Origin of the sequence: Methylobacterium sp. Leaf456 (assembly GCF_001425465.1) — a bacterium.
Taxonomy (GTDB): domain Bacteria; phylum Pseudomonadota; class Alphaproteobacteria; order Rhizobiales; family Beijerinckiaceae; genus Methylobacterium.
Genome location: NZ_LMQV01000019.1, coordinates 1 through 21,897, shown reverse-complemented (window position 1 = coordinate 21,897; position 21,897 = coordinate 1). Strand labels below are relative to the sequence as shown.

Sequence of the window (21,897 nt, the reverse complement as noted above, 5' to 3'; positions counted from 1 at the left end):
CGCGACGTCGATCTCTGCGTTGGAGCCTTCAAACCCTTCCGGCAGGTGGGTCCTTTTTGGACGCCGATCCTGGGTCCCGATTGGACGCCGATTGACAGCTCGAAGGTTAGGCAGCGCTCGGAACGGTCCGGTATGACCATGTGGACCACGGACCTGGGCTGGGTCAACGGGGCCCCAACCGGGGCCCACTGGCTACCTCCAGAACCGCGCGGGCCTCCTCCCCGGTCCTCCTGAGGCGACGCTCCGTCTCGGCGAGCCGCATCAGGTCGGGGACCGGCAGGGCCCCGCGGCCTGGGTCGGCGCGGAGGAGGTCGGCGGCAATCACGGCCTGCTCCATCGTGCGGACGGCCTTCACCTCGGCCTCGCGCCTCCGCTGCACCTCGGCCGGGCGGCGGCGCACCGCCTTCTCGACCTCGACCTCGATCCCGAATGCGCGCCCGCTGACGATCCGGGCATGCACCATCGCCATATCTCGTGCGTCGCGGGCAGCGCCGGTTTCCTGCGCCAGGGCGACCCGATGCGGCCGGAGCCGGCCGCGGGCCCACCACCACGCCCGGCGCCATCCGGCCGGCATCAGGGCTGCCAGGGCCGCGCGGCGCGCTTCCGCCGCATCGGCCTCGGCCTGGACCCGCCCCGCCTCCTCCCGCGCCCGCACCTCCAGGGCCCGGGCCTCGGCCACGGCCGCGGGTTCCGGGACGGGGGCCCGAGCCTCATCGCGCTCCCGGCGAGCCCGGTGGTAGACGGCCTCGACCTCGGCGAGCCGCGCGGCGAGGTAGCGTCGTGCGGCCTCCTCCTGGATCGTGGCGGGGTTCAGGCCGCGGGCGAGGCGGTGCGCGGCGGCGGCTTCGCGGATCCGGTCCCTGCGGCGGGGCGCGGGGGCTGGGCCGGCAGGCGCAGGGCCCCCTCGATCCGGGCGAGCCGGTCCCCCGCCGCGCGCTGGGCCACCAGGATCTCCACCAGTGTCTCGCGCAGAGCCTCCAGGGGGGACGGGCCCTCCCGCTCCTCCAGCAGGTCGAGGAGCGCCATCAGCCGATCCGTGCGCGTATCGATGACCCGGGTCCGGTTGAGGATCTCCTGGGAGGGCGGCGGCGGGGACGGGGGCAGTGCCGGGGTTGGTACGGTCATCGGATTCCTCCATACGCGCGGCCACGACGGCCCGCTTCTGCGTCACGATGCGGTCGAGGGCGCCGACCACAGCGCCCCCGGCCGCGATGACGGTCCAGACGCCGGGCTTCCCGCCCGGGGCGAGGGACAGGCCGGCCCCGGCAAGGGCGTCCCGCAGCGCCGCCGGCCCGGTCGTTGCAGCCCATGCCGCCTTCACCGCGGCGCGGGCCGCCACGTCATCCACCCCGGCCCGGCGCAGCCGCTGACGCGCCCCGGGCGTGGTCGCTGACCGCGGCGGGCCGTCCGAGCCCGCTGCCTCCAGCGCGGCGGCGACCTCGGGCCGCCCCCGGGCGCGCAGGGCTTTGACCAGGGCCCGGTCGTGACGGCCGGGGGTTAGGGGCTCGCCGCGGTCGTGCTCGATCTCGCGGGCGACCCGCTCCAGGCGCAGGTGCAACCAACTGTCATCGAGGGCCTGCCCCTCCAGGCCCCAATGGGCCACGACGAGGTGGGCGTGGCAGGGGGCCCGGCCGGCAACCGAGGCCTTGCCGTGGACGACGAGGGCGTGCGGGTGGATCGCGGGGTCGGCGCCCATCTCGCGCATCGCCCGGTCGGCGTCGGCGCGCAGGTCGGCGACCGCGCAGGTCCCTGACGGGGCGAGGCTGATGTGGTGGAAGGCCGCCGCGGCGGTGCGTGGGGCGAGGCGGCGCATCGCGGCAAGCGCACCCGGCAGGTCCGTGGCTGCAAGGCCGACGACGCGGACGACTTCGACGCTGGCGTTGCCGTCTAGGCGGAGGAGGTGGCGCGCCAAGTTCATGGCATCCCGGGCGGTGCGGCCGTGGCGGACGTGCTGCATGATCACGCCTTCAGGGCCGCGCCGAGCCGGGCGTCGATGGTGGCCAGCGCCGCCCGGATCGTGGCCAGTTCCGCCGCCTGGGCGGGCTGGCCTTGGTGCGCGCGCCGGGCGATCTGGTTGACGAGGTTACCGACCCGGCCGAGGGCGCCGGTGGCCTCGCGGACCGCCTCGGTGAGGGCCGAGCGCGGCTGCGGCAGGGGGCGGCGCCGTTCGGTGCCAAGTGCCCGGCGCACCGCGTCCGCGGCGTAGGACGAGGGGCCGACGCCGAGGCCGGCGGCGGTCGCGCGCAGGGTCGCGCGCTCCTCCGGGCGGAGCTTGAGGGTCACGACTTCACAGAGGGCCGGGAGGGGCGCGTCGGTCGCCATGGCGGGGGTTCCACAGGGGGCGGTACGCCCCCTTGGCCAGTTGTCCGGTCATACCGGACATTGCTGGCTCTCAGGGGCTATCCTGCACAGCATCGGTGTTCCCATCGATTCGACAAGGTAACACCAGAAGCAGCCGGGATACCTCGGTCGAAGCCGGCGGACCTAATACCTGCCGAAACGGCCTCGACGGCCCGCGGAGGTCGGTATCACCTTGCGGCATCGGCGGACGCTCGGCACCTTCATTGCACCTGGACGAGTGGAGCCGACCGGTATGACTGCGATCCTGACACCGATGCCGACCACGGAAGCGATCCGGTGGGACCCACATGCGGAGGCGTTCTTACGCCTGACGCTGGATCCCTGCGGCCGGATCCTGGCGCGCCGCGACCTCGAACCGGCCGCGAAGGCGGCGGCCCTGCGCCACCTGTTCCTCGCCCGCACGACGAACGCCCAGCGCCGGGCGGTCGGAGGCCTGCTCGATGGTGCCGGCTTGCTGCTGCGGCCGGACCCGGCCGGGTGCCGGGGGGACGCCACAGCCTTGACCCAGCGGTTCCTGGCCGGCGGCGCGACCCCGGCCGTCGCGGGGATGGCGCTGCACCTCGATGTCGAAGTCCGCGCGATGCTGGTCCTGGCCTGGGGCCTCGGGCTCGCCCGGGCGGCACCCGGTCAGGCCCTCCCGCACCTCGAAAACCTCGACGCGGATCTACCCTACACGCCCCCGCAGGGGCCCCTGCCGGGACCGGACTTCATCGACGTGGAGGACATCCTCGCTGAGGCCGACGCAGCCTGCGCGTCGGCCTCGATGGATCTCGCCTGAAGCACCGGATCGGGCCGCCGGTGTGAGTGCCGCAGCCGTTCCGGCGGCGAGTGTGGTGGCGCCAACACGGTTCAGCCGAGGAAGATGGTGTCGGAATCCTTAACGGATTATGGGCCATGGCGTTCTAATATGGCACGCCTCAGACCGTCGCTTGAACGTCGCGAAGACGCTTAGCTAGCTTGGCGACGGTGGCGCGGCTGCAACCGGTCAGGTCCTGGATCGACGTCCACGATGCGCCGTCCCGCAGCATGCCGGTGATGCCAGCGTTGCGCTTCACGTCCTCGGCCCGGCCCCGGTAGAGGCCGGCAGCCCTGGCCTTCGCCTGCCCTTGGGCCTGCCGCCGGCGGCGGTCGTCGTAATCCTTGCGAGCGACCGCGGCCAGCATGTCGAGCAGCATGGCGTTGATCGCATCGAACATCCGCACGGTGAACGCGTCGGCCTCAGTGTTGGCCATCGTCCACGAAGTCGGCAGGTCGAGGGCGACGACGCGGATGTGCCGGGCGGCCATCTCGGCCTTCAGGCGCTCCCAGTCGTCCGCCGTGAGCCGGGAGAGGCGGTCCACCTGCTCCACCAGCAGCACGTCGCCGTGGCAGGCATCCCCGAGGAGGCGGAAGAGTTCGGGGCGGGCCAGCGACGCCCCCGAGGCGTTCTCGACATAGGTCGCGGCGATGGTCAGGCCGCGCTCGGTGGCGAAGCGTTCGAGGTCGGCCCGGGCCCGAGAGGCATCCTGGTCGTCGGTGGAGGCCCGGAGGTAGGCGCGCACGAACATGGCGAGGCCGCTGAGTTCACTTGGGCTGGTTCACAGTCTACCAGTTCATTTTGAAACGGCCAAGCTCGGAAAGTGAACCAGCACGGCGGTGGTGCAGGAAGGGCATACTCGAAACAGACCATAACCATCCTGATCCTCAGAGCGTGAAGCGAGCTTAGGCCTTCTTGACAAGCTTGATTATAACTTTAGATTGAAGATTTGTCGCTAAAGCTCACGGGGAGGTTCGTTTTGCGGATCGACAATCTAAGTATCAAGAACTTTAGAGGCATCCGTGGATTAGATATGGCAGAGTTAGGCCATATGGTCATAATTGCCGGCCAGAACGGTTCCGGTAAATCTTGTATTTTCGATGCATTGCGGCTTCTTAAGTCAGTTTATGGAGGTTATCAGGCGAACGAGTGGCAGCAGTGGATGGGAGAGTTTTCCATACAGCTGACCAATCGTTCGAGCGACTATAAATCTTTATTTAACGATCCCACCAAGGAGATGAGAATTACATGTCATTTTAGGTTGTCTGATGAAGAGCGTGATTTTGTTAGCAAGAATGCTCATGAATTGCTGAAAGAATTTGTTTGGAGGTTGGAGATGCCTGAGGCATATGGCTGGGGCGGATCCAGAATGGCGATGTTCGCATCTCAGTTTAGAGATCGGGAGCCAGCCGTGGGCCAAAGAGCATTCTCTATGTTTCCCGGCCTTATTGAGGAACTCTCAAGAAGCACTATAAAAGGCGAATGCTTTATACCGGTTGGTGGGGTGCCCCATATCGAAAATTCAGTTGCACTATCTGTTTTCTTTAGCACGTTCCGTCCGAACGAAATTGGTGTTATTGATTATCATGGTGCTCAGCGTCATTATGGTCGAGAAGCTGTGCAAGGCATAAACCTAAATCTTGAAGCCAACGAGCAGCAGCGCAGTCAAACAGCACTTTATAATTACGGCGCTAAATATAGTAATGTCAAAGGCGAAATGGCGGCATCTTTTGTTAGAGAAGTTTTGGCAGAGCAGGCTGGTGTTCCTCGGGACAAGCAATCAACGCTCAGCAATACGCTAAAAGAACTTTTCTCAACATTTTTCCCAGATAAGGAGTTCGTTGGACCATCCCCTGGGCCTGATGGAAGCCTTTCCTTTCCCGTTCGGACTAAAGATGGGCATACCCATGATCTTGATGAACTAAGTGCCGGCGAGAAAGAAATTTTATATGGATACCTTCGTATAAGAAATTCTGCCCCAAAAAATTCGATAATCATCTTAGACGAGCCGGAATTGCATCTCAATCCACGCTTGATACGGGGTCTTCCTCAATTTTACCGAAAGCATCTTGGGGAGGCACTCAACAACCAAATCTGGTTGGTGACGCACTCTGACGCTCTTTTACGTGAAGTCGTCGGAACCGAAAGTTATAATGTATTTCATATGATGCCAAGTTCTTCAACCGCAGCGGGAGAACCCCAACTCAGACCCCTTAAGGCAAATGCAGATCTAGACCTCGCATTGGTCGATTTGGTCGGTGACTTGGCTGCATATCGACCCAGTGGAAAGGTAGTCATCTTTGAAGGCGGGGGTGATACCGATTTTGATCGGAAGGTCGTAGGAGGATTGTTTCCAGAGCTTCTAAGTAAAGCTAACTTGATTTCTGGCAGCAACAAAGCACGGGTCCGTGCCCTCCACGAGACTCTGGAAGCTGCAGCGCAGCAGGGCCACCTTCCATTCGCTTTTTACGCGGTAACAGACCGAGACTCTGGGCCAGAGCCGCATAAAAGCCCGGCAGTAAATGTGTTTAGTTGGGACGTATATCATATTGAAAACTACTTCATTGATATAAAATACATACAAACTGTCCTCAGATCTCTTGGATTAGGCAACGCATTGACGGAAGAGCAGATAAGCGATGAACTGAGATCATGCGCTACTGAAACATTGCCGCAACTCATAAGACATGAACTTTCAGAAATTGCGAATACGGCACTTATAAATTCTATAAATACGGGAACAGATCCCAAGAAGGGCGATCTTTCGGGCGAATTGTTCGCCGCAGTCAACAGATCGCTGGAGCGTATAACAAACGAAATCACCGGCAGACTGAGCCTGGAAACGTTAAAGGCGAAAGAAGAAGAAATTTCTCTCGGTTACAAATCAAATCTTGCAGACGGGACGTGGGTGAAAACATTCAGAGGCAGGGACATTTTGAAACGGTTCGCGGGAAAGCATGCCGGCTCTGTTCAATATGAGATATTTAGAAACCTTATATTTGCGAGAATGAAGGACGATGGTTACCAGCCTTCTGGCATGAAATCCATCGTTGAAAAAATTCTTGTCTAAACTTATGTTCCATAGGGTCCTGAAGGCGATAGGGCAAAGGAGCCCATAATGTTGCCTTCCGGGCCCAACTCGGAAAACTTACAACTCCGCAGGCGCAGCGGCGTCTTTGTCTTGGGACTGTCTGCGCTTGGGATGTCCGTTCTACCTTCGCCGAGCCCAACCGTATTGCGGCAGGGGACATGGGACCCAGCTGAGGTGCAGCTCAGGAGTAAGCCCTTACAATGGTACGATGGAAATTGCGTTGGTCAGTAGGCTCGTCTGGCACTGACCCTATCAACTGGGGGAGAGGGGACCGCAGCCGGGGCAATATTCTACGGTACGGAGCCGGTCTTTGAGGAGGCGTACTGCGGCGCACGGGCAGGCCGGTTCATAAACCCCAAAGGCATCGTCTGGCCCCTGATGATGACGGTGGGGAGGGGCGCTTCCAACGCGGTGCCATTTTGGCTCCCGCCGTCGTTGGTGGAGGTCCTACCGATGGGAGCTGGTGGGCCTCTTCGATGCCCAGAGACGGTAGTGAGCTCTAGACGGTCAGGAAACGCCTGGGTAGGCAACGGCACAACGACGAGAGGCCGCGATTGTGACGCGATCACAAGTGCTCCTGTTGTTGGCCTGGCGAGCCTGCGGACGATGGCGCTAGGAAGGCGCCTGAGACGGCCTTGAGACCATACCGCAAGGATCCACGCTTTCCGGGGCGGGAAGACGCGCAAGGCCCTTCTAGCGACCTTCTGGGGCGCAGAGGCAACCGGAACGGCAGACGCTACTGTACCTGGGGTCAGAGCGGTTCGGGAAGGCGTCGCATCGACGAATGGGGAATTACGGCGGTACTCGCCGTAGGCGAGGTCTGCGCGCGCACGTGAGGGGGCCGGGGCTCCAGCGCCGATTCCCTCGACGCTATTAGCCACCCGCGGGCGCTTCACGACCGCGCACAGGGTCTCCTCGCCCGCAATAGACTTTTTTCTGATGGCGACCACTCGACCCGCCTCCACGGCCGGTCCTGGGCGCTTGGCGGCCTTGCGGCGCGGTCCGGGTTCCGGACGCTCTTCGACCATGACGCGATTGCCCTCGCGCCAGACCTTCTTGTTCTTAAGGGTGCCGCGGTAGACGCGGAAGGCCCCGGCTGGCCGCATCAGACGGACCCGTGGCAGGTTCCAGAGTTCCAGGATGGCCTCTTCGGGCCACGTCATCATTTCGCGATGGTCGACGACGCGGCTTACGCAGTAGTTCACTGCGGCGCCCGGCCTCTCGACCTTGTCGCCATCCATCCACTTGTCTGCGAACTTTACGCCGAGGCCCATCCACATGGCATCGACCTTGTCGTCCGCCACATCCCACAGGGCATGGACGTGGATGTCCCAAAGGCCGAGCCTCGCATCGTAGCGGATGTGGACGGCGGACAGCACCGGGCTGATCGTGCCGGCCGTGACGAGGCGCCCCACGTGACGGTCGTAGTCCCGGGCGAAGGCAGCAAGCGCCTGGTCGAGGGTCCCTGGCTGGGCCTTCCCCTGCCGAGGCCGCAGGCCGACGAGGCGAAGGCTCCCGAGGTCGTGGCGCTGGTGGTAGGCGTCGAAGGTCAGGCACATGGCCGCCGCCCGGCACCGCAACTGGGCTGCGAAGAGTGGCCTGTCCCGGGTCTCCTTAAGGGGATACTGCGCCCCCGTGGAGAGGGCCACAAGGACGGTTTCGTAGGCAGGACGGAAATCGATGTTGTGAGCTTCGAGTATCGTGCAGGTGCGGGTATCGGCACGGGCCGCCTCTGCGCGGGTCAGCGCGGGCTTGCGCGACCGCCGTCGTTCCCTAGGCGCGCGGGGCGCCGAGCCGTGGTCGGGAGCAGCGGAGGATGGGTCGAGGAGCATGGGCGGGCATCGGCGGCCCGCCACGGCGACGGGGTATTACCCAAGCTTGACGATTTGCATGCATATGTCGATGGCCCGTTCCCACAGCCATCAGCGTCGCGGCTTTCTGGCCCTTCCCGCACGCGTTGCCTTCAACTGCATGTCCCGCTCGGCGAGGGCGACGAACTCCCTGCGCTCCTCGGCCGCGCCGGGTGCCGCCACGCCCCGAGGACCGTGGTAGTCGAGATGGGTGAGGTCCACGCCGATCTCGATGCGGTCGAGGGTCTCCTTGAGGTGGGTCATGAAGACACCCTTAGCGTAGCGCTGGCGCTCGCTCGCTCGAATAGGGCTGTCGTGACCCGTAATCTCATCGGCCCAGCCCATGTTCAGGCCGGGCATGTTCTGCAAGTCGGTCGAGACGTTGTGCCGGAATGAATGGAAGTCGACCAGCGCCTTGTAGGTTTCGGTCCTCACTCGGTAGTACGTGAACCACCCAGAGAATGCCGCAGAGCGGCGCTTTCCTGGGCCTTGCGGGATCAGCTCGGGAAACAGGGGCTCCTCCGGGTCGCGCCCGAAGTACCGATGTTCAAGAAAACCCATGCGGAGCAGGGCTTCGGGAACCGGAAGGTCGCGCGGGCTTTCTACGGTCTTGCTGGCCCGAATGCGCAGGATGGCGATGCTGGCAACGAACTCAATATCGCCTACGACTCGCGAGCAGATCTCGTCCTCGCGAGCACCTGTGAGCCGCCCCCAGAGCGTGACCCAGAACCGGGCATCCCGGTAGACCATCGATCCTGCAACGGTTCGACGTTGTAGATTCTTGCAGCCCGAGAACACCGGTGAGGTGAAGAGCTTCTCGACCATCGCCTGCGGCCAAGCATCCCGCTCGTGCCGGGCATGCCGCCCCTTGGGCTTGGACTGAATGAAGCCTTCGAACGGGTTCGTGTCCGCCCGGGGAACGTGACCGTTCGTATGCAACCAGTCCCAGTACTCCTGAAGATTGCCGAAGTGCTTGTCCACGGTGGCGAGCTTAAGGCGAGCCACGGGCTCTACCCCGGGTTCGGCCACCGCATCCCGAGCGTCGGCGGACTGGATGATCTCGCGCACGGGGAGGTCACGCCAGTCGCGTGCCTTGTCGTAGAGCCGTGGGACGCGGAACAGGAGGGCACGCCACTCCGACGCGTCCTGCCGCTTCACCGCAGACGCCGCCTTGTCGCCCATGAGCCCAAGGAAGAGTTTGCGGGACGAGGCCGCGTTCGAGGCCGTGTCCGCTTTCCACCGGCCATCGTTGCGCTTCGCGGTCTCGAACTCGGTCCACCGCGATAGGAACGGGATCAAGGGTGGCGAGGTCACCGGTTTCTCAGGCCGGCGGGGTGCCACGTGGCGCGGGACGGGTGTGAGGGTGCCACGCTCGGCATCGGCACGCTCGTCCAGGAGGGTGGCGAACCCTCGCAGGATGGTGCGGGCGAGAAGGTGGCCGTCAGGACTGTCGCGGTCGATGTCCGGCGCGATATCCGCCAGAGCCTTCTCTACGATGGGCTCAAGGATCCGCACCGCGTCCGGTCTGCGCCCCGAAAGCGCTGCCTGGGTTACGACCTTAAATTGGGGGCGGGCCACCATGTCGCCGACGATCCGCATGAGGTCGTCCATCTCCCGTGACTGGTCGGGATCCATCGCTTCACTCTCGGCCTTCGTGAAGTAGGCGAGGCCGCCGGTCGTCGCGATGTTCACCTCCCACGCCTGGGCGTGCTGGTCGATCCAGCCGCGAACCAGACAGTCGGCATCAGCACGGCTGAGGGTCAGGGTGAGGTCGGTCAAGAGCGGGTCCAGCGCTACGCGAAGCACCCTTGCCCGCGTGATGGCAACGGTCCGCGAATTCGTCTTTAGGTTCACGACAATCTCGCCCGGAAGGGCGAACGGCGCAATCCCAGCCGGAACCCGTACCCGGAACCGGTAGCGGTCACCCCGCTTCTGAAGGTAGTGCCCGTGTCGCAACCAAAAGCCCCGATGTGGACCAGCGATGTGGACCACTTGGGCGCCACCCAAGGGTGGTTTCGCCTAACCTACAGGCTTAGCACGCAAAATCGGAGGATGGCTGGGGCGCCAGGATTCGAACCTGGGAATGGCGGTACCAAAAACCGCTGCCTTACCACTTGGCGACGCCCCAACGACGCGAAGGCCGTGGGTTCTCTAGACGGGCCACGCGGGGCTGGCAACTGGTGACGCGAAGCTGCGATAGAAGGGAGCGGGCGGCGCGGGGAGGCGAGGATGGGCGGCGGCGTGGCGTTGGTGACTGGGGCCGGGTCCGGGATCGGGCGGGCGGTGGCGCGGGGGCTGTCGGAGGCCGGGTGGCGGCTGGTGCTGGCCGGGCGGCGTCGGGACGCGTTGGAGGCGGTCGCGGGCGAACTGCCGGGCGAGGCCCTGTGCGTGCCGACCGATGTCGCCGACCCCGCCGCGGTCGAGGCGCTGTTCGCGGAGATCGCAAGCAAATTCGGGCGGATCGACCTGCTGTTCAACAATGCCGGCATCTTCACCTCGGCCGCCACCGTCGATGAGATCGCGGTCGAGGACTGGATGCGCAGCGTGAACGTCAATCTCACCGGCGCCTTCCTGTGTACGCGAGCGGCGTTCGCGATGATGCGGGCGCAGGAGCCCCGCGGCGGGCGGATCGTCAACAACGGCTCGATCTCGGCGACCGTGCCGCGGCCGATGTCGGCGCCTTACGCGGCCACCAAGCACGCCATCACCGGGCTCACCCGCGCCACCGCGCTCGACGGGCGCGCCTTCGACATCGCCTGCGGCCAGATCGACATCGGCAACGCCGAGACCGAGATGACGCAAGGGTTCGGCAAGGGCGCACGGCAGGCGGACGGGACGATCAAGCCGGAGCCGTTCATGGATGCGCGGCACGTGCCCGAGGCGGTGGTCTACATGGCCGGGCTGCCGCTCTCGGCCAACGTCCTGTTCATGACCGTGATGGCGACCGGCATGCCCTATGTCGGACGAGGCTGACGCCGGCACCGGCTTTGCGCGTGAGCCCTGGACCGCGTAGAGAGCAGACCACGCCCGAAAAACACCAGACGAGCGGCCGCCCGCGACAAGCGGCGGCCGGTGCCCGCCATGCTGATGCAAACCGAACCCAAACCCGCCGATCCCAAGGCCGACCCGGTCGCGCGGCGGCGCACCTTCGCGATCATCTCGCACCCGGACGCGGGCAAGACCACGCTCACCGAGAAGCTGCTGCTGTTCGGCGGCGCGATCCAGCTCGCCGGTGAGGTGAAGGCCAAGCGCAACCGCGTCTCGACCCGCTCCGACTGGATGGGCATCGAGAAGGAGCGCGGCATCTCGGTCGTCACCTCGGTGATGACCTTCGAGTACGGCGACTGCGTCTTCAACCTGCTCGACACACCGGGCCACGAGGACTTTTCGGAGGACACCTACCGGACGCTGACCGCGGTCGATTCGGCCGTGATGGTCATCGACGCCGCCAAGGGCATCGAGGCCCGCACGCGAAAGCTGTTCGAGGTGTGCCGCCTGCGCGACATCCCGATCGTCACCTTCGTGAACAAGCTCGACCGCGAGGCGCGCGACCCGTTCGAGCTGCTCGACGAGATCGAGAAGACGCTCGCGCTCGACGTCGCCCCGGTGACCTGGCCGATCGGGCTCGGGCGCAACTTCGCCGGCACGTACGAACTCGGCGGCAACCGGGTGCGCCGGCTCGACGCGGCGGACGACGCCGGCACGATTGCGGTCTCCGGTGCCGACGACCCGCTGTTCGACGAGTTGCTCACCGAGGACGGTGCGGCGCAGGCGTGGCGCGACGAGGTGGAACTGGCCGAGGGCGGGCTCAAGACCTTCGATCTCGCCGCGTTCCGCGAGGGGCACCTGACGCCGGTCTTCTTCGGCTCGGCGCTCCGGAACTTTGGGGTACGCGACCTGATCGACGGGCTGTCGCGCTTCGCGCCGCCGCCGCGGGGCCAGGAGGCCGACAAGCGCGCGGTGCAGCCGACCGAGCCGAAGATGACGGGCTTCGTGTTCAAGATCCAGGCGAACATGGACCCCAACCACCGCGACCGGATCGCCTTCATGCGGGTCTGCTCCGGTCAGCTCCGACGCGGCATGAAGGCCAAGCTCGTGCGCACCGGCAAGCCGATGTCGCTCTCGGCGCCGCAATTCTTCTTCGCGCAGGATCGCGCCATCGCCGACGAGGCCTATGCCGGCGACGTGGTCGGCATCCCCAACCACGGGACCCTGCGCATCGGCGACACGCTCACCGAGGGCGAGGAACTGGTGTTTCGCGGCGTGCCGAGCTTCGCCCCCGAGATCATGCGCCGGATCAAGCTCACCGACGCGATGAAGGCCAAGAAGCTGAAGGAAGCGCTCCAGCAGATGGGCGAGGAGGGCGTCGTGCAGGTGTTCGTGCCGCAGGACGGCTCGCCGGCCATCGTCGGCGTGGTCGGCGCGCTCCAGCTCGACGTGCTGAAGGAGCGGCTCCAGGCGGAATACGGCCTGCCGATCGACTTCGAGACGAGCCGGTTCTCGGTCTGCCGCTGGATCGAGTCGGAGTCGGAGGTGGAGATCGACAAGTTCGTCGATGCCCACGGCTCGTCGATGGCGAGCGACCTCGACGGGGCCCCGGTCTTCATGGCGACCACCGCCTTCTCACTGCGCTACGAGGAGGAGCGGTGGGACAAGATCCGGTTCACGGACGTGAAGGATTATCAGAAGCGGACGGCGTGAGGGGCTTCGCGCGCCCGACGCCCCAACTCGTCATCGCGAGGCGGAGCCGAAGCGATCCAGAGCGCCACCTCGCCGGAGAAGGCGAGACAGAGCCGATGAAGCGGTCCCGCGAGCGCTCTATCATGAGAGTTCGGAGCGCTGGATTGCTTCGGCTTCGCCTCGCAATGACGGCGCGGGTTTCTTCGGAACCGTGTCCGTGCGTGTCGGCGTAGGGCTTCGCTGGCCGAGCCAAGCTCAATCGTAATCGAAATCCAGCGACCGCTCGAACGCCCCGGCGCTCATGCGCTTCCCGCTCGGGTCGGAGACCGCCACGTCACGGAATCCGCGGCGGGCGAGTTCCCAGGTCTTTTCCAGGGCCTGCTCGTCGGTGCCGCAGGCGAACGTCATCTCGCGTCCCGCCGGGTCCGTCCCCGTTACCTTGTACATCGTTTCAAACACTCCCGAGCGGCAGGGCAACATACGCCCTTTGCGGCCGGTTCGCGAGGGCGCGACGGGCGGCCCTGTGCCGCCTCAACCGAGCAGCGACGCCTTGTCGACGGCGAGCGCCGCGGCGAGATCGTCGAGCACCTTATGCTCGCTCTCGGTGATGCCGCCCTTGTCGGCGGCATCCGCGGCGATCAGGAAGATGTGCTGGCGATGCTCGACCGGCCGGTCGGCGATGGCTGCGACCTGCTGGAGGTTTTCCAGCCGCCCGGCGCGGAGTTCGGCGCGAGCCAACGCCTCGAACAAGGCCTTTTCCAGCGCCAGCGTGTCGTAGGACTTTTCGAGGATGGGGTTGGCCCGCATGCTGACGAGGGCCGCCTCGATCTCCTCCTCGTCGGTGTCGCCGTCGGCGACGATGACGTTGGCCGCCGCCGAGACCGCCGCCTGCATGAACTCGGCGTCGCCCGCGTAGGATTGCACCACGCGGTTCAGGCGGAGGAGGGCGTCTTGAAAAAATCCCATCCCGATACTCCCGGCGTCGCCCCGCAGGGCCGCGCGATGGTTCTTAGAGTGCATTCCGACGAAGTGGACACCGGTTCGTCGAAAGAATGCGCGGCAAAGCAAAGCCTCAGAGACGCCGACCTGATGCAATCAGGTCGGATACGGCTCTAGCACGGGCACCACCGTCAAGGTTTTCCCGACACACGCAACGAACCCGAACGGCGACGCTCGCGTTCCACGGCCTTCACGCGTCAGAGGTCGGACGAACGCCGCGACAGCTCCCCGCGCAGGTGGCGGGCCGCTTCGACCAACTCCGTGTCCCGGCGCAAACGCGGGCGGGGCAGGGTGATCGAGACGTCCGCGGCGATGCGGCCGGGGCTGCCGGCCAGCACCACCACCCGGTCAGCGAGGTAGACCGCCTCGTCGATGTCGTGGGTGACGAACAGCACGGTCTTGCCCGTCTGCGCCTTGATGCGCTGAATCTCGTCCTGCAAGCCCTCGCGGGTGAAGCTGTCGAGCGCCGAGAACGGCTCGTCCATCAGCAGCACCTCGGGATCGACCGCCAGCGCGCGGGCGATGGCGACGCGCTGGCGCTGGCCGCCGGAGAGCTGGTGCGGCCAGCGCTGCGCGAGGTCGGCGAGGCCGACGAGCTTGAGCATCGCGGCGGCGCGCGCGCGGCGCTCGGGCTTCCCCAGGCCGTGGCGCTCCAGGCCGAAGGCGACGTTGTCGATGACGCGACGCCACGGCAGCATCCGGGCATCCTGGAATACCAGGGCCATCGGGCTGCGCGTCTCCCGCGCGGTATCGAGGGTGACCGTGCCTGTGCTGGGCTTGGCCAGATCGATCAGCACCCGCAGCAACGTCGATTTGCCGACGCCGGACTCGCCGACGATGACGAGGAACTGGCCCCGCGGCACCGCGAGGTCGAGCGCCGCGAGGATTTCGGTGCGCCGCCCGTTGCGCTCGTAAGCGAGCGACAGGCCCTTGATGTCGATGACCGGCCCGCTCATGCGCGCCACCGCAGCAGCCAGCCCTGGAGGGCGACGAAGCCGGTGTCGAACAGGCCGTAGAGGGCGGCCATGGTCAGCATGTAGACCACGACGATGTCGGTGGAGAGGAGTGAGGAGGCCTGCATCATCCGGGCGCCGATGCCGGGCACCCCAAAAATTTCGGCGGCGACCACCGCCATCCAGGCTTGGCCCAAAGCCGTGCGCACGCCGACCAGGATGCCGGGCGTCGCAGCCGGCAGCAGAATCTTCGTGAGCCTTGCGAAGGGGCCGCGGAAGCCGAAGGCCTGCGCCACCTCGATCAAATCGCGATCGACGCCACGCACCGCACCCTGAGTCGCGAAGAACACGATCCAGAACACGCCGACCGCGATGATGAACACGGCGGCCGAGGGCTGCACGCCGAACCAGATGATGGCGAAGGGCACCCAGGCAAGGCCGGGGATGGGACGCAGGAGCCGCACGATCCAGGCGGTCAGGCTCTCGAACCAGCGGAACATGCCGGACAGGAGGCCGAGCGCGATGCCGCCCCCCGCGCCGACGCCGAGGCCGACGACGTAGTGGCTCAGGCTCTCGGCGACCGCGCGCGGCCACGCGCCGCCCGCGATCTCCCGGCCGAAGGCGGCGGGGATGGAGGAGGGCGGCGGCAGGAAGGTCGGGTTGACGAGATCGAGCCGGGGCGCCGCCTCCCAGACCCCGAGAAAGGCGGCGAGTCCGGCGGCCGCGAGCGCGACCGAGCGGAGGGCGGTCATGGATGCGGGATCAGGGCTTCTTCACCGCGTCGAAGGGCTTGGCGTCGAACAGGCCGTCGGTCGGCGCCTCCTTGTCGAGGGTGCCGATCGAGACCTGATAGGCCTGCATCTTCTTCGTCGCCTCGACGATCGTGCGCGGATCGGTGACGAACTTCGCGGCGGGCGACGAAATCGCCTTCTGGATCGTCGCCACGTCGGTGATGCCCTTGCCGAGCGCCGCCTCGACCGGCACGGCGGCCTTGGCCGGGTCGTTCTTCAGAAGCGCGGTCGCCTTGACCAGCACCGCGACGAGGCCCTCGACAGCCTTCGGGTTGGCGTCGGCGAATTTTCCGTACACTGCGACGACCGTGCCCGGCTGATCCGGGAACATCTCGCCGCCGGTGGCAATGAGCGCGATCTTCGGGTTGCGGGCCTGGACGATGGTAAGCGCCGGCTCGCGGATCGAGGCGCCGTCGACGGCCCCCGCAAGAAGCGCCTGCTGCGTCGCGTCGATGCCCATGGCGACGATCTCGACATCGGCCTTGTCGGCCTTGGCGACCTCCCAGAGCCAGTGCTGGAGGGTGGTGTTCGGCACCGAGCCCGGCGGCTGGGTCGCGAGCCGCGCCGGGCGGCCCTCCTTGGCCTTGAACTGCTTGAAGGCTTCCGCCTTGCTCGGGGCGCTTGCGAAGTAGGGGGCGAGCTTGGGGGCTGCCACGAACACCATCTCCTCGATGGCGGTGGCGGCGACCACCCGCACGTCGATGCCCTTGGTGCGGGCGACCGCGAGCGGGGCGATGCCGGCGACGTAGACGTCGATGGTGCCCGACGCCAGCGCCTGGATCATGTTCGGACCCGACTCGAAGGTGGTGAAGGTGGGGGCCAGCCCCGCCTCCTTCAGCCAGCCCTCGCCGTTGGCGACGAAGACGGGGGCGGCGCCGATCACCGGGATCACGCCGATGCGCACCGGCACCTGCTGGGCGGCGGCGGGGAGGGGGGCTGCAGTGGCGATGAGGCCGGCCGCGAGGGCGAGGGCCTTGATCAGGAGACGCATCGGGCGGGTTCCGGCAGGACTGATCCCGCCCCATGGCACAGCAGGCGCGATCTTCCAATCACCGGAAGCCGCATGTGCGGCTTCGCGGCGCGAAGCGGGCCTCGGCAGAGCCGAGGCGAGAGCCCAAGCCCGCGGAGGCGGGCGCCGGCGACTGAGGCAACCCCAAAAACCAAGGCCATTGCTTCAGCAATGACCTTGGCGAAAGGGCAGGGCGGAACGGGCACTCCTCACGCGCTGTTAACCGAACCGTAGCGGCACACCGACCGCACGAGACGACAGGACCCGACCGCCATGAGCCTCCTCGGCAGTATCGTCAGCAAGATTCTCCATCCCTTCGGCACCTCCGAGGCCCAGGCCGCGCCCGCCGACAAGCCCGCCTCGACCGAGGCGCAGCCCACCTCCGGCGGCAGCGCGCCGGCCTCCACCCCGACCAGCGGCGGAACGTCCGGCGGCCCGGTCGATGTCGAGGCCGTGCTCAACGACATGGCCGCCAAGAACGGGCAGAAGCTCAACTGGCGCACCTCCATCGTCGATCTGATGAAGCTGCTCGACCTCGATTCGAGCCTGCACGCCCGCCAGCAGCTCGCCGACGAGCTGCATTACTCGGGTGACAAGAACGACTCCGCTTCGATGAACGTCTGGCTGCACAAGCAGGTGATCAAGAAGCTGGAAGAGAACGGCGGCAAGGTCCCGGCCGACCTGAAGGATTAATTTGCCTCTCCTTTCTCATTGCGAGGCGGAGCCAAGCAATGACGGGGTGAGCCAACATCCGTCGCACGCGATCGGATAGCCAATGCCCTTTCCCGCCAGCGGGGGAGGGCAATCTTTATTCGGCCTGCGGGTTCACCCGTGGATCACCCCGCAGCCGCTCCACGGCCAGTTCCACGAAGGCCCGCACCTTGGCCGGCGCCCGGCGGCCCTCCGGGCTCACCACGTGGACCGGCATCGGCGGGCCCTCATGGGCCTCGAACAGGCGCACCAGCCGGCCCTCGGCGAGAGCCGGCGCGACCTGGTAGGACAGGAGCCGCACGATGCCCCGTCCGTCGAGGGCGGCGGCCAGCGCCCCGTCGATCGTGTTGCAGACGAGCCGGGGCCGCACCGCAACCGCCATCCGCCGCTCCGGACCGAAGCGCCATTCGGCGACCGCGGCTCGGTCGCTCAGGCCGAGGATCGCGTGGCGCGTCAGATCCCCCGGATCCATCGGCGTACCGCGGCGCTCCAGATAGGCCGGCGCGGCGCAGACGACGCTGCGCACGCTGCCGACGCGAATCGCTGAGAGGCCGGAATCCGGCAACGGCCCGATCCGCAGGGCCACGTCCGCCCCCTCCTCGACGAGGTCGATCACCCGGTCGAGGAATAGGGCGCGGGCCGCCATCGCGGGGTGACGGTCGAGGAATTCGCAGATCACCGGCAGCACGTAGAGACGGCCGAACTGCACCGGGGCCGTCACCGTCAGCGTGCCGGTCGGCGTCGCCATGGCGCCCGCGGCGATGGCCTCCGCCTCCTCAATCTCGGCGAGGATGCGGCGGCAATCCTCCAGATAGCGGGCGCCGGCCTCGGTCAGCGCCACCCGGCGGGTGGTGCGTGTGAGAAGACGCGCGCCGATCCGCGCTTCCAGCGCCGCGACCGCGCGGGTCACCGCGGGCGGGCTCATGTTGAGCGCGCGGGCCGCGCCCGCGAAGCCGCCGCTCTCGGCCACCCGCACGAACACCCGCATCACCTGCCAGCGGTCCATCGCGGACTCCGATCATTCCACTTTGCGCAACAATCGCTTGCGAACAATGGCGGTTCTCGTGGGTCAGCGAAACGGTTTTGATCCGGGGACCGGCCGGAGGACGGCCCACATCCGAGGAGAAACCCGTGAAGCTCTACGATCTGCCCCTGTCCGGCCACGCCCACCGGGCCCGCCTGTTCCTGTCGCTGGTCGGCGTGCCGTTCGAGACCGTGCCGGTCGATCTGCGGGGCGGCGAGCACAAGTCGCCGGCCTTCCTCAAGCTCAACCCGTTCGGGCAGGTGCCGGTGCTCGACGACGACGGGACCATCGTCTCAGATTCCAACGCCATCCTGGTCTACGTGGCGAAGAAGCTGGGGCGCACCGACTGGCTGCCCGAGGCCCCGGAGGGCGCCGCCCGGGTGCAGCGCTGGCTCTCGGTCGCGGCGGGCCCAATCGCCTTCGGACCGGCCGCCGCGCGGCTCGTCACCGTGTTCGGCGCCGCGTTCCGGCCGGAAGAGGTGATCGCGCGGGCACACGCCATCCTCACCCTGGTGGAGGCCGAACTTTCGGCCCGCGACTGGCTCGCCGCCGCGCATCCGACCATCGCCGACGTGGCGCTCTACAGCTACGTCGCGGCGGCTCCGGAAGGAAACGTCGATCTCGCCCCCTATCCGGCGATCCGCGCGTGGCTCGCCCGGATCGCGGCGCTGCCGGGCTTCCTGCCGTTCCCCAAGACCGCCGCCGGCCTCAACGCTTGAAGGGGAGGCCAACATGGACAGGACGCCCTGGCACGGCGGCGAGGTCGCGCTCCAGACGCGCGCCGGCTCCGCCGGCCGCATGGCCGAGATCGGCCCGCGGGTGATCCGCGACCACCTGATCGAGCAGCATGCCGGGTTCTACCCGCTGCTGCCCTTCGTGGTGCTCGGCACGGTCGATGCCCACGGCGCCCCGTGGGCGACCCTGCGGGCCGGCCCGCCCGGTTCTTTTTTGGGAGTGCCCGACCCGCACCACCTCACGGTCGCGGCGGCACCGGAGCCCGACGATCCGGCAGAGGAGGGATTGCACGACGGCGCTGGCGTCGGGCTGCTCGGCATCGAACTCGAAACGCGCCGCCGCAACCGCCTCAACGGCACGGTGGAGCGGAGGGGCGAAAACGGCTTCACCGTCGCGGTGGAGCAGAGCTTCGGGAATTGCCCGCGCTACATTCGGCCCCGCCCGGCGATGTTTTCCGGCACGCGCCGAAAGGCCCAGGTGCCCACCGTGTCGGACCGGCTCGACGGGCGGGCGCGGGCGCTGCTGGCGGCGACCGACACGCTGTTCGTGGCGAGCTACACCGAGACGGCGGGACAGACCCAAGTCGACGTCTCGCATCGCGGAGGGCCGGCGGGCTTCGTGCGGGTCGCCGACGACGGCACCCTCACGGTGCCAGACTACGCCGGCAACCACTTCTTCAACACGCTCGGCAACCTGCTCAGCAATCCGCGCGCCGGCATCGCCGTACCGGATTTTGCGAGCGGCGACCTGCTCCAGATCACCGGGCGGACGGAGCTGGTGCTGGATTCGCCCGAGATCGCGGATTTCGAGGGTGCCGAGCGGCTGTGGCGGCTGGTGCCGGAGCAGGTGGTGTTCCGGGCGGGCGCCCTGCCGCTACGGTTCGGCGCGGCGTGATCAGCCCGCCTTGCGCCCGCAGCGGATGTAGCTCGCCAGCCCCTTGGGACTCGACCACGTCAGCCGATCCTGCTCGACGAGGAGGCGCACCTGCGAGGTCCAGCGGCGGCCGCGCTCGCTGCAATCGGCCGCCATGGTCCAGGCGGCGCCGTCGCGGCGGTTGTTGCGGAAGCGGCAGTTCGTGCGGCCGGCCTTCGCCCCCTCCTCGGTGATGGTAGCGGGCAGGAAGCCGCGGCGGCGCTGGCGCTGGCCGCAGGCGACGGCATTGGGGCCCCATACGCCGACATAGGCCGCGCGCTCCAGCACCGGCGCCGCGGGCCGCGGCGGCTCGGGCGGGGCGAGCGCCTCGGGCGCCGTCGTCACGGCGGCGACCGGGAGGAGCCGGGGCTGCTGGGCCGCGGGGGAGGGCACCCTTTCGGGCTCGGGCAGGCGCACCTCCGGCACGTCGATGCCGCCGGGATCGGCGCTGGCGTAGCGGGCCGGCCGGGCCGAGGCCTCGCGGCCGTCGTCGGTGAGCGCCAGCAGGGTGTAGGAGAACAGCGCGCCCCAGCCCGCGGCGAGGACGACGGGAATCGCCAGCAGCCGACGGGACACGCCCCGGTCGCCCGTGGGGGTCACCGTCTCGGCGGGCTCGCCCGCATCCTTCCCCGTCGCCGACATCGCGCGCTCCCGCCTTTAGCGCCCGAAGATGCCTTTCAGGAACTGGGCGGTGCGGTTGCGCTTCTTCTTGCGCTCCAGCTCGGCCGCGTCCTTGACCCAGGCGACCTGCACCACGCGGCGCTCGCCCTCGAACGGCTCGTGGCCGTGCCAGGAATTGTCGGCGCGCAGGAAGGCGAACATCGTCCCCATGGTCGGCGGCACCTCGACGGCGAAGGGCTCGTAGTTCTTGCCGTCGTAGAGCACCCGCAGGCGCCCGGCGGCGGGCGCGTCCCAGGCGTCGTTCATGTAGACGAGCAGCGTCATCACCTTGGACGGGCCGTCGGTATGGATCGAGCCGTATTTGGGCTGGCTCTTCTTCATGATGGTGGTGAGCCGCGGGCACGACACGAGGTCGATGCCGAACTTGTCGCCGAGGATGCGGGAGAACTCGTCGCTCTCCAGTTCGTCGATCAGCGCCTTGAAGCGGCCCTTCAGCGCCACCTCGTCCACGGTGAGGTAGCCGGGCTTGGCGATGGCCGGAAAGTCCTGGCGGATCTCGGCGATGGCGCCCTCGTTGAGGACGCCGTTGCCGAGGAAGAAGGTGTAGGGATCGCGGGAGACCGGCGCGGCGCGCACGGCATCGACGTTGAGGATCGAGAGGCCCGACATGGCTCGTCTGTCCCGTCAAGGAAGGCGCGGCCTGCGTAGAGGCGGCCGGCGCGGCGTGTGAGAGTGGGCCGAACGTGGCCCGACATCAACGGTAGACGGTGCGATTGCGGCAAGCGCGGGGCAACCCCTTCCCGGCGCTCGCGGAACCTGCCATGGTCAAGCTTGGCGGCCGCCCTCCGGCCGTCGCCCGCACCCCACATGATGAAGTCCGTCGCCCTCGCCGTCCTCGGTACTGCCCTGGCGTCGCTTCCGGCGAGCGCGCAGCCGCGCACGCCCACCGTCCGGCTGACCTGCGCCGAGGCGATGGCGATCGTGAAGGCGGAGGGCACGGTGACGCTCGGCATCGGCGGGCGCACGCCCGAGCGCTTCGTGCGCGACCGCAGCCTGTGCGAACTCACCGAGATCGCCGAGTTGCGCTTCGTGCCGACCCGCGACAACCCGCAATGCCCGATCGGCTACCGCTGCCGCGAGCCCGATTACGGCGACTGGAACTGGAACGGGGATTGAGGGCCCGAGCCGGTGCGCGTCGGAGCATCGGTCTGACAAGGTGGGAACCGGCTTGTCAGACAAAGCCGATGCGGCACGACGACCTAGAGCTGTTGCCGATCAGGTTGGATCGTAGGCGTCGTATCCGGCCGCTGCGAGGCAGTTGCGGCAGGCCTTTGGGGTGAGGCTGTCGAAGGCGGATCGGATTG

23 protein-coding genes, 1 tRNA gene and 1 pseudogene are annotated in these 21,897 nt (G+C 67.2%); 9 read left to right on the top strand and 16 right to left on the bottom strand.

The genetic code is table 11. From position 1 onward, the window contains the following. Positions 1-163: 163 nt before the first annotated feature. Both ASG52_RS27200 and ASG52_RS27195 read right to left on the bottom strand, forming a co-directional pair. Positions 164-679, bottom strand: a complete 516-nt coding sequence (locus ASG52_RS27200; protein ID WP_156383952.1) for a hypothetical protein — start codon at positions 677-679, stop codon at positions 164-166. Between the two features lie 131 nt (positions 680-810). After that, positions 811-1,125 carry a hypothetical protein gene (locus ASG52_RS27195; RefSeq protein ID WP_156383951.1) on the bottom strand — a complete coding sequence of 105 codons (315 nt, stop codon included), beginning with the start codon at positions 1,123-1,125 and terminating at the stop codon, positions 811-813. Between the two features lie 391 nt (positions 1,126-1,516). Between ASG52_RS27195 and ASG52_RS27190 the strand changes: the two genes are divergently transcribed. Then, positions 1,517-1,753: a hypothetical protein gene (locus tag ASG52_RS27190; protein WP_156383950.1), complete on the top strand. Its 237-nt coding sequence runs from the start codon at positions 1,517-1,519 to the stop codon at positions 1,751-1,753. A 206-nt stretch (positions 1,754-1,959) separates the two neighbouring features. On the opposite strand, the gene mobC is transcribed toward ASG52_RS27190, so the two are convergent. Then, positions 1,960-2,322, bottom strand: a complete 363-nt coding sequence (gene mobC, locus ASG52_RS13245; protein ID WP_056243709.1) for a plasmid mobilization relaxosome protein MobC — start codon at positions 2,320-2,322, stop codon at positions 1,960-1,962. 271 nt (positions 2,323-2,593) lie between these two features. On the opposite strand from mobC, the gene ASG52_RS13240 reads away from it, so the two are divergent. Further along, positions 2,594-3,139 carry a hypothetical protein gene (locus tag ASG52_RS13240; RefSeq protein ID WP_056243706.1) on the top strand — a complete coding sequence of 182 codons (546 nt, stop codon included), beginning with the start codon at positions 2,594-2,596 and terminating at the stop codon, positions 3,137-3,139. Positions 3,140-3,278: 139 nt separating this feature from the next. Here ASG52_RS13240 and ASG52_RS13235 read toward each other — a convergent pair whose 3' ends face one another. Further along, positions 3,279-3,908, bottom strand: coding sequence for a recombinase family protein (locus ASG52_RS13235; RefSeq protein ID WP_056243704.1), 630 nt, complete (start codon positions 3,906-3,908; stop codon positions 3,279-3,281). 228 nt (positions 3,909-4,136) lie between these two features. Between ASG52_RS13235 and ASG52_RS26355 the strand changes: the two genes are divergently transcribed. Continuing rightward, positions 4,137-6,227, top strand: a complete 2,091-nt coding sequence (locus ASG52_RS26355; RefSeq protein WP_156383949.1) for an AAA family ATPase — start codon at positions 4,137-4,139, stop codon at positions 6,225-6,227. Between the two features lie 311 nt (positions 6,228-6,538). Here ASG52_RS26355 and ASG52_RS13230 read toward each other — a convergent pair whose 3' ends face one another. The 4 genes and pseudogenes from ASG52_RS13230 to ASG52_RS13220 form a co-directional block, all read right to left on the bottom strand. Next, positions 6,539-7,807 (bottom strand): hypothetical protein, encoded by a 1,269-nt coding sequence (locus ASG52_RS13230; RefSeq protein WP_156383948.1) that lies wholly within the window; start codon positions 7,805-7,807, stop codon positions 6,539-6,541. A gap of 363 nt (positions 7,808-8,170) precedes the next feature. Continuing rightward, on the bottom strand, positions 8,171-9,877 hold the full coding sequence (locus ASG52_RS13225; RefSeq protein WP_156383947.1) for a site-specific integrase: 1,707 nt from the start codon (positions 9,875-9,877) through the stop codon (positions 8,171-8,173). A gap of 3 nt (positions 9,878-9,880) precedes the next feature. After that, positions 9,881-10,090, bottom strand: a pseudogene (locus ASG52_RS28655) (DUF6538 domain-containing protein); the annotation flags it as partial. Positions 10,091-10,151: 61 nt separating this feature from the next. Next, positions 10,152-10,226: transfer RNA gene (locus tag ASG52_RS13220), tRNA-Gln, on the bottom strand. A 101-nt stretch (positions 10,227-10,327) separates the two neighbouring features. Between ASG52_RS13220 and ASG52_RS13215 the strand changes: the two genes are divergently transcribed. Together ASG52_RS13215 and ASG52_RS13210 are read left to right on the top strand one after the other, a co-directional pair. Continuing rightward, the gene (locus tag ASG52_RS13215; protein WP_056243696.1) at positions 10,328-11,071 is read left to right on the top strand and encodes an SDR family oxidoreductase; all 744 of its coding nucleotides are present in this window, start codon (positions 10,328-10,330) and stop codon (positions 11,069-11,071) included. 108 nt (positions 11,072-11,179) lie between these two features. Continuing rightward, positions 11,180-12,799: a peptide chain release factor 3 gene (locus tag ASG52_RS13210; RefSeq protein ID WP_056243693.1), complete on the top strand. Its 1,620-nt coding sequence runs from the start codon at positions 11,180-11,182 to the stop codon at positions 12,797-12,799. 234 nt (positions 12,800-13,033) lie between these two features. Here the strand turns inward: ASG52_RS13210 and ASG52_RS13205 are convergent, their stop codons facing one another. The 5 genes from ASG52_RS13205 to ASG52_RS13185 all read right to left on the bottom strand — a co-directional run bounded on the left by ASG52_RS13205 (position 13,034) and on the right by ASG52_RS13185 (position 16,512). Next, on the bottom strand, positions 13,034-13,225 hold the full coding sequence (locus ASG52_RS13205; RefSeq protein WP_056243690.1) for a hypothetical protein: 192 nt from the start codon (positions 13,223-13,225) through the stop codon (positions 13,034-13,036). Positions 13,226-13,309: 84 nt separating this feature from the next. Then, complete coding sequence (locus ASG52_RS13200) at positions 13,310-13,744, bottom strand: tellurite resistance TerB family protein (protein ID WP_056243686.1); 435 nt, start codon at positions 13,742-13,744, stop codon at positions 13,310-13,312. A gap of 230 nt (positions 13,745-13,974) precedes the next feature. Beyond that, positions 13,975-14,733 (bottom strand): ABC transporter ATP-binding protein, encoded by a 759-nt coding sequence (locus ASG52_RS13195; protein WP_056243716.1) that lies wholly within the window; start codon positions 14,731-14,733, stop codon positions 13,975-13,977. Beyond that, positions 14,730-15,482, bottom strand: coding sequence for an ABC transporter permease (locus ASG52_RS13190; RefSeq protein ID WP_056243683.1), 753 nt, complete (start codon positions 15,480-15,482; stop codon positions 14,730-14,732). The genes ASG52_RS13195 and ASG52_RS13190 overlap by 4 nt, the downstream gene beginning before the upstream one ends. 10 nt (positions 15,483-15,492) lie before the next feature. After that, entirely contained in the window at positions 15,493-16,512 is a 1,020-nt protein-coding gene (locus ASG52_RS13185) for an ABC transporter substrate-binding protein (protein ID WP_056243679.1), read from the bottom strand. A 291-nt stretch (positions 16,513-16,803) separates the two neighbouring features. On the opposite strand from ASG52_RS13185, the gene ASG52_RS13180 reads away from it, so the two are divergent. Then, positions 16,804-17,223, top strand: a complete 420-nt coding sequence (locus ASG52_RS13180; protein ID WP_056243677.1) for a DUF3597 domain-containing protein — start codon at positions 16,804-16,806, stop codon at positions 17,221-17,223. Between the two features lie 115 nt (positions 17,224-17,338). On the opposite strand, the gene ASG52_RS13175 is transcribed toward ASG52_RS13180, so the two are convergent. After that, on the bottom strand, positions 17,339-18,247 hold the full coding sequence (locus ASG52_RS13175) for a LysR family transcriptional regulator (protein ID WP_056243675.1): 909 nt from the start codon (positions 18,245-18,247) through the stop codon (positions 17,339-17,341). A 125-nt stretch (positions 18,248-18,372) separates the two neighbouring features. On the opposite strand from ASG52_RS13175, the gene ASG52_RS13170 reads away from it, so the two are divergent. Together ASG52_RS13170 and ASG52_RS13165 are read left to right on the top strand one after the other, a co-directional pair. Then, positions 18,373-18,984: a glutathione S-transferase family protein gene (locus ASG52_RS13170; RefSeq protein WP_056243672.1), complete on the top strand. Its 612-nt coding sequence runs from the start codon at positions 18,373-18,375 to the stop codon at positions 18,982-18,984. 13 nt (positions 18,985-18,997) lie between these two features. Beyond that, the gene (locus ASG52_RS13165) at positions 18,998-19,894 is read left to right on the top strand and encodes a pyridoxamine 5'-phosphate oxidase family protein (protein ID WP_056243669.1); all 897 of its coding nucleotides are present in this window, start codon (positions 18,998-19,000) and stop codon (positions 19,892-19,894) included. Here ASG52_RS13165 and ASG52_RS13160 read toward each other — a convergent pair whose 3' ends face one another. Beyond that, positions 19,895-20,554: a hypothetical protein gene (locus ASG52_RS13160; RefSeq protein ID WP_056243666.1), complete on the bottom strand. Its 660-nt coding sequence runs from the start codon at positions 20,552-20,554 to the stop codon at positions 19,895-19,897. A gap of 15 nt (positions 20,555-20,569) precedes the next feature. Further along, on the bottom strand, positions 20,570-21,202 hold the full coding sequence (locus ASG52_RS13155) for a 2OG-Fe(II) oxygenase (RefSeq protein WP_056243664.1): 633 nt from the start codon (positions 21,200-21,202) through the stop codon (positions 20,570-20,572). Between the two features lie 201 nt (positions 21,203-21,403). Here ASG52_RS13155 and ASG52_RS13150 point away from each other — a divergent pair, with 201 nt between their 5' ends. Next, positions 21,404-21,709 (top strand): hypothetical protein, encoded by a 306-nt coding sequence (locus tag ASG52_RS13150; RefSeq protein WP_056243713.1) that lies wholly within the window; start codon positions 21,404-21,406, stop codon positions 21,707-21,709. The last annotated feature ends 188 nt before the right edge of the window (positions 21,710-21,897 follow it).

What these genes read in the sequence shown, in the direction of transcription:
- ASG52_RS13165 (WP_056243669.1), top strand. Translation starts at nt 18,998, where the DNA reads ATGGACAGGACGCCCTGGCACGGCGGCGAGGTCGCGCTCCAGACGCGC.
- ASG52_RS27195 (WP_156383951.1), bottom strand. Translation starts at nt 1,125, where the DNA reads ATGACCGTACCAACCCCGGCACTGCCCCCGTCCCCGCCGCCGCCCTCC.
- ASG52_RS13195 (WP_056243716.1), bottom strand. Translation starts at nt 14,733, where the DNA reads ATGAGCGGGCCGGTCATCGACATCAAGGGCCTGTCGCTCGCTTACGAG.
- ASG52_RS13240 (WP_056243706.1), top strand. Translation starts at nt 2,594, where the DNA reads ATGACTGCGATCCTGACACCGATGCCGACCACGGAAGCGATCCGGTGG.
- ASG52_RS13215 (WP_056243696.1), top strand. Translation starts at nt 10,328, where the DNA reads ATGGGCGGCGGCGTGGCGTTGGTGACTGGGGCCGGGTCCGGGATCGGG.
- ASG52_RS13155 (WP_056243664.1), bottom strand. Translation starts at nt 21,202, where the DNA reads ATGTCGGGCCTCTCGATCCTCAACGTCGATGCCGTGCGCGCCGCGCCG.
- ASG52_RS13210 (WP_056243693.1), top strand. Translation starts at nt 11,180, where the DNA reads ATGCTGATGCAAACCGAACCCAAACCCGCCGATCCCAAGGCCGACCCG.
- ASG52_RS13205 (WP_056243690.1), bottom strand. Translation starts at nt 13,225, where the DNA reads ATGTACAAGGTAACGGGGACGGACCCGGCGGGACGCGAGATGACGTTC.
- mobC (WP_056243709.1), bottom strand. Translation starts at nt 2,322, where the DNA reads ATGGCGACCGACGCGCCCCTCCCGGCCCTCTGTGAAGTCGTGACCCTC.
- ASG52_RS13160 (WP_056243666.1), bottom strand. Translation starts at nt 20,554, where the DNA reads ATGTCGGCGACGGGGAAGGATGCGGGCGAGCCCGCCGAGACGGTGACC.
- ASG52_RS13180 (WP_056243677.1), top strand. Translation starts at nt 16,804, where the DNA reads ATGAGCCTCCTCGGCAGTATCGTCAGCAAGATTCTCCATCCCTTCGGC.
- ASG52_RS13200 (WP_056243686.1), bottom strand. Translation starts at nt 13,744, where the DNA reads ATGGGATTTTTTCAAGACGCCCTCCTCCGCCTGAACCGCGTGGTGCAA.
- ASG52_RS13230 (WP_156383948.1), bottom strand. Translation starts at nt 7,807, where the DNA reads ATGTGCCTGACCTTCGACGCCTACCACCAGCGCCACGACCTCGGGAGC.
- ASG52_RS13175 (WP_056243675.1), bottom strand. Translation starts at nt 18,247, where the DNA reads ATGGACCGCTGGCAGGTGATGCGGGTGTTCGTGCGGGTGGCCGAGAGC.
- ASG52_RS13185 (WP_056243679.1), bottom strand. Translation starts at nt 16,512, where the DNA reads ATGCGTCTCCTGATCAAGGCCCTCGCCCTCGCGGCCGGCCTCATCGCC.
- ASG52_RS13235 (WP_056243704.1), bottom strand. Translation starts at nt 3,908, where the DNA reads ATGTTCGTGCGCGCCTACCTCCGGGCCTCCACCGACGACCAGGATGCC.
- ASG52_RS13150 (WP_056243713.1), top strand. Translation starts at nt 21,404, where the DNA reads ATGAAGTCCGTCGCCCTCGCCGTCCTCGGTACTGCCCTGGCGTCGCTT.
- ASG52_RS13190 (WP_056243683.1), bottom strand. Translation starts at nt 15,482, where the DNA reads ATGACCGCCCTCCGCTCGGTCGCGCTCGCGGCCGCCGGACTCGCCGCC.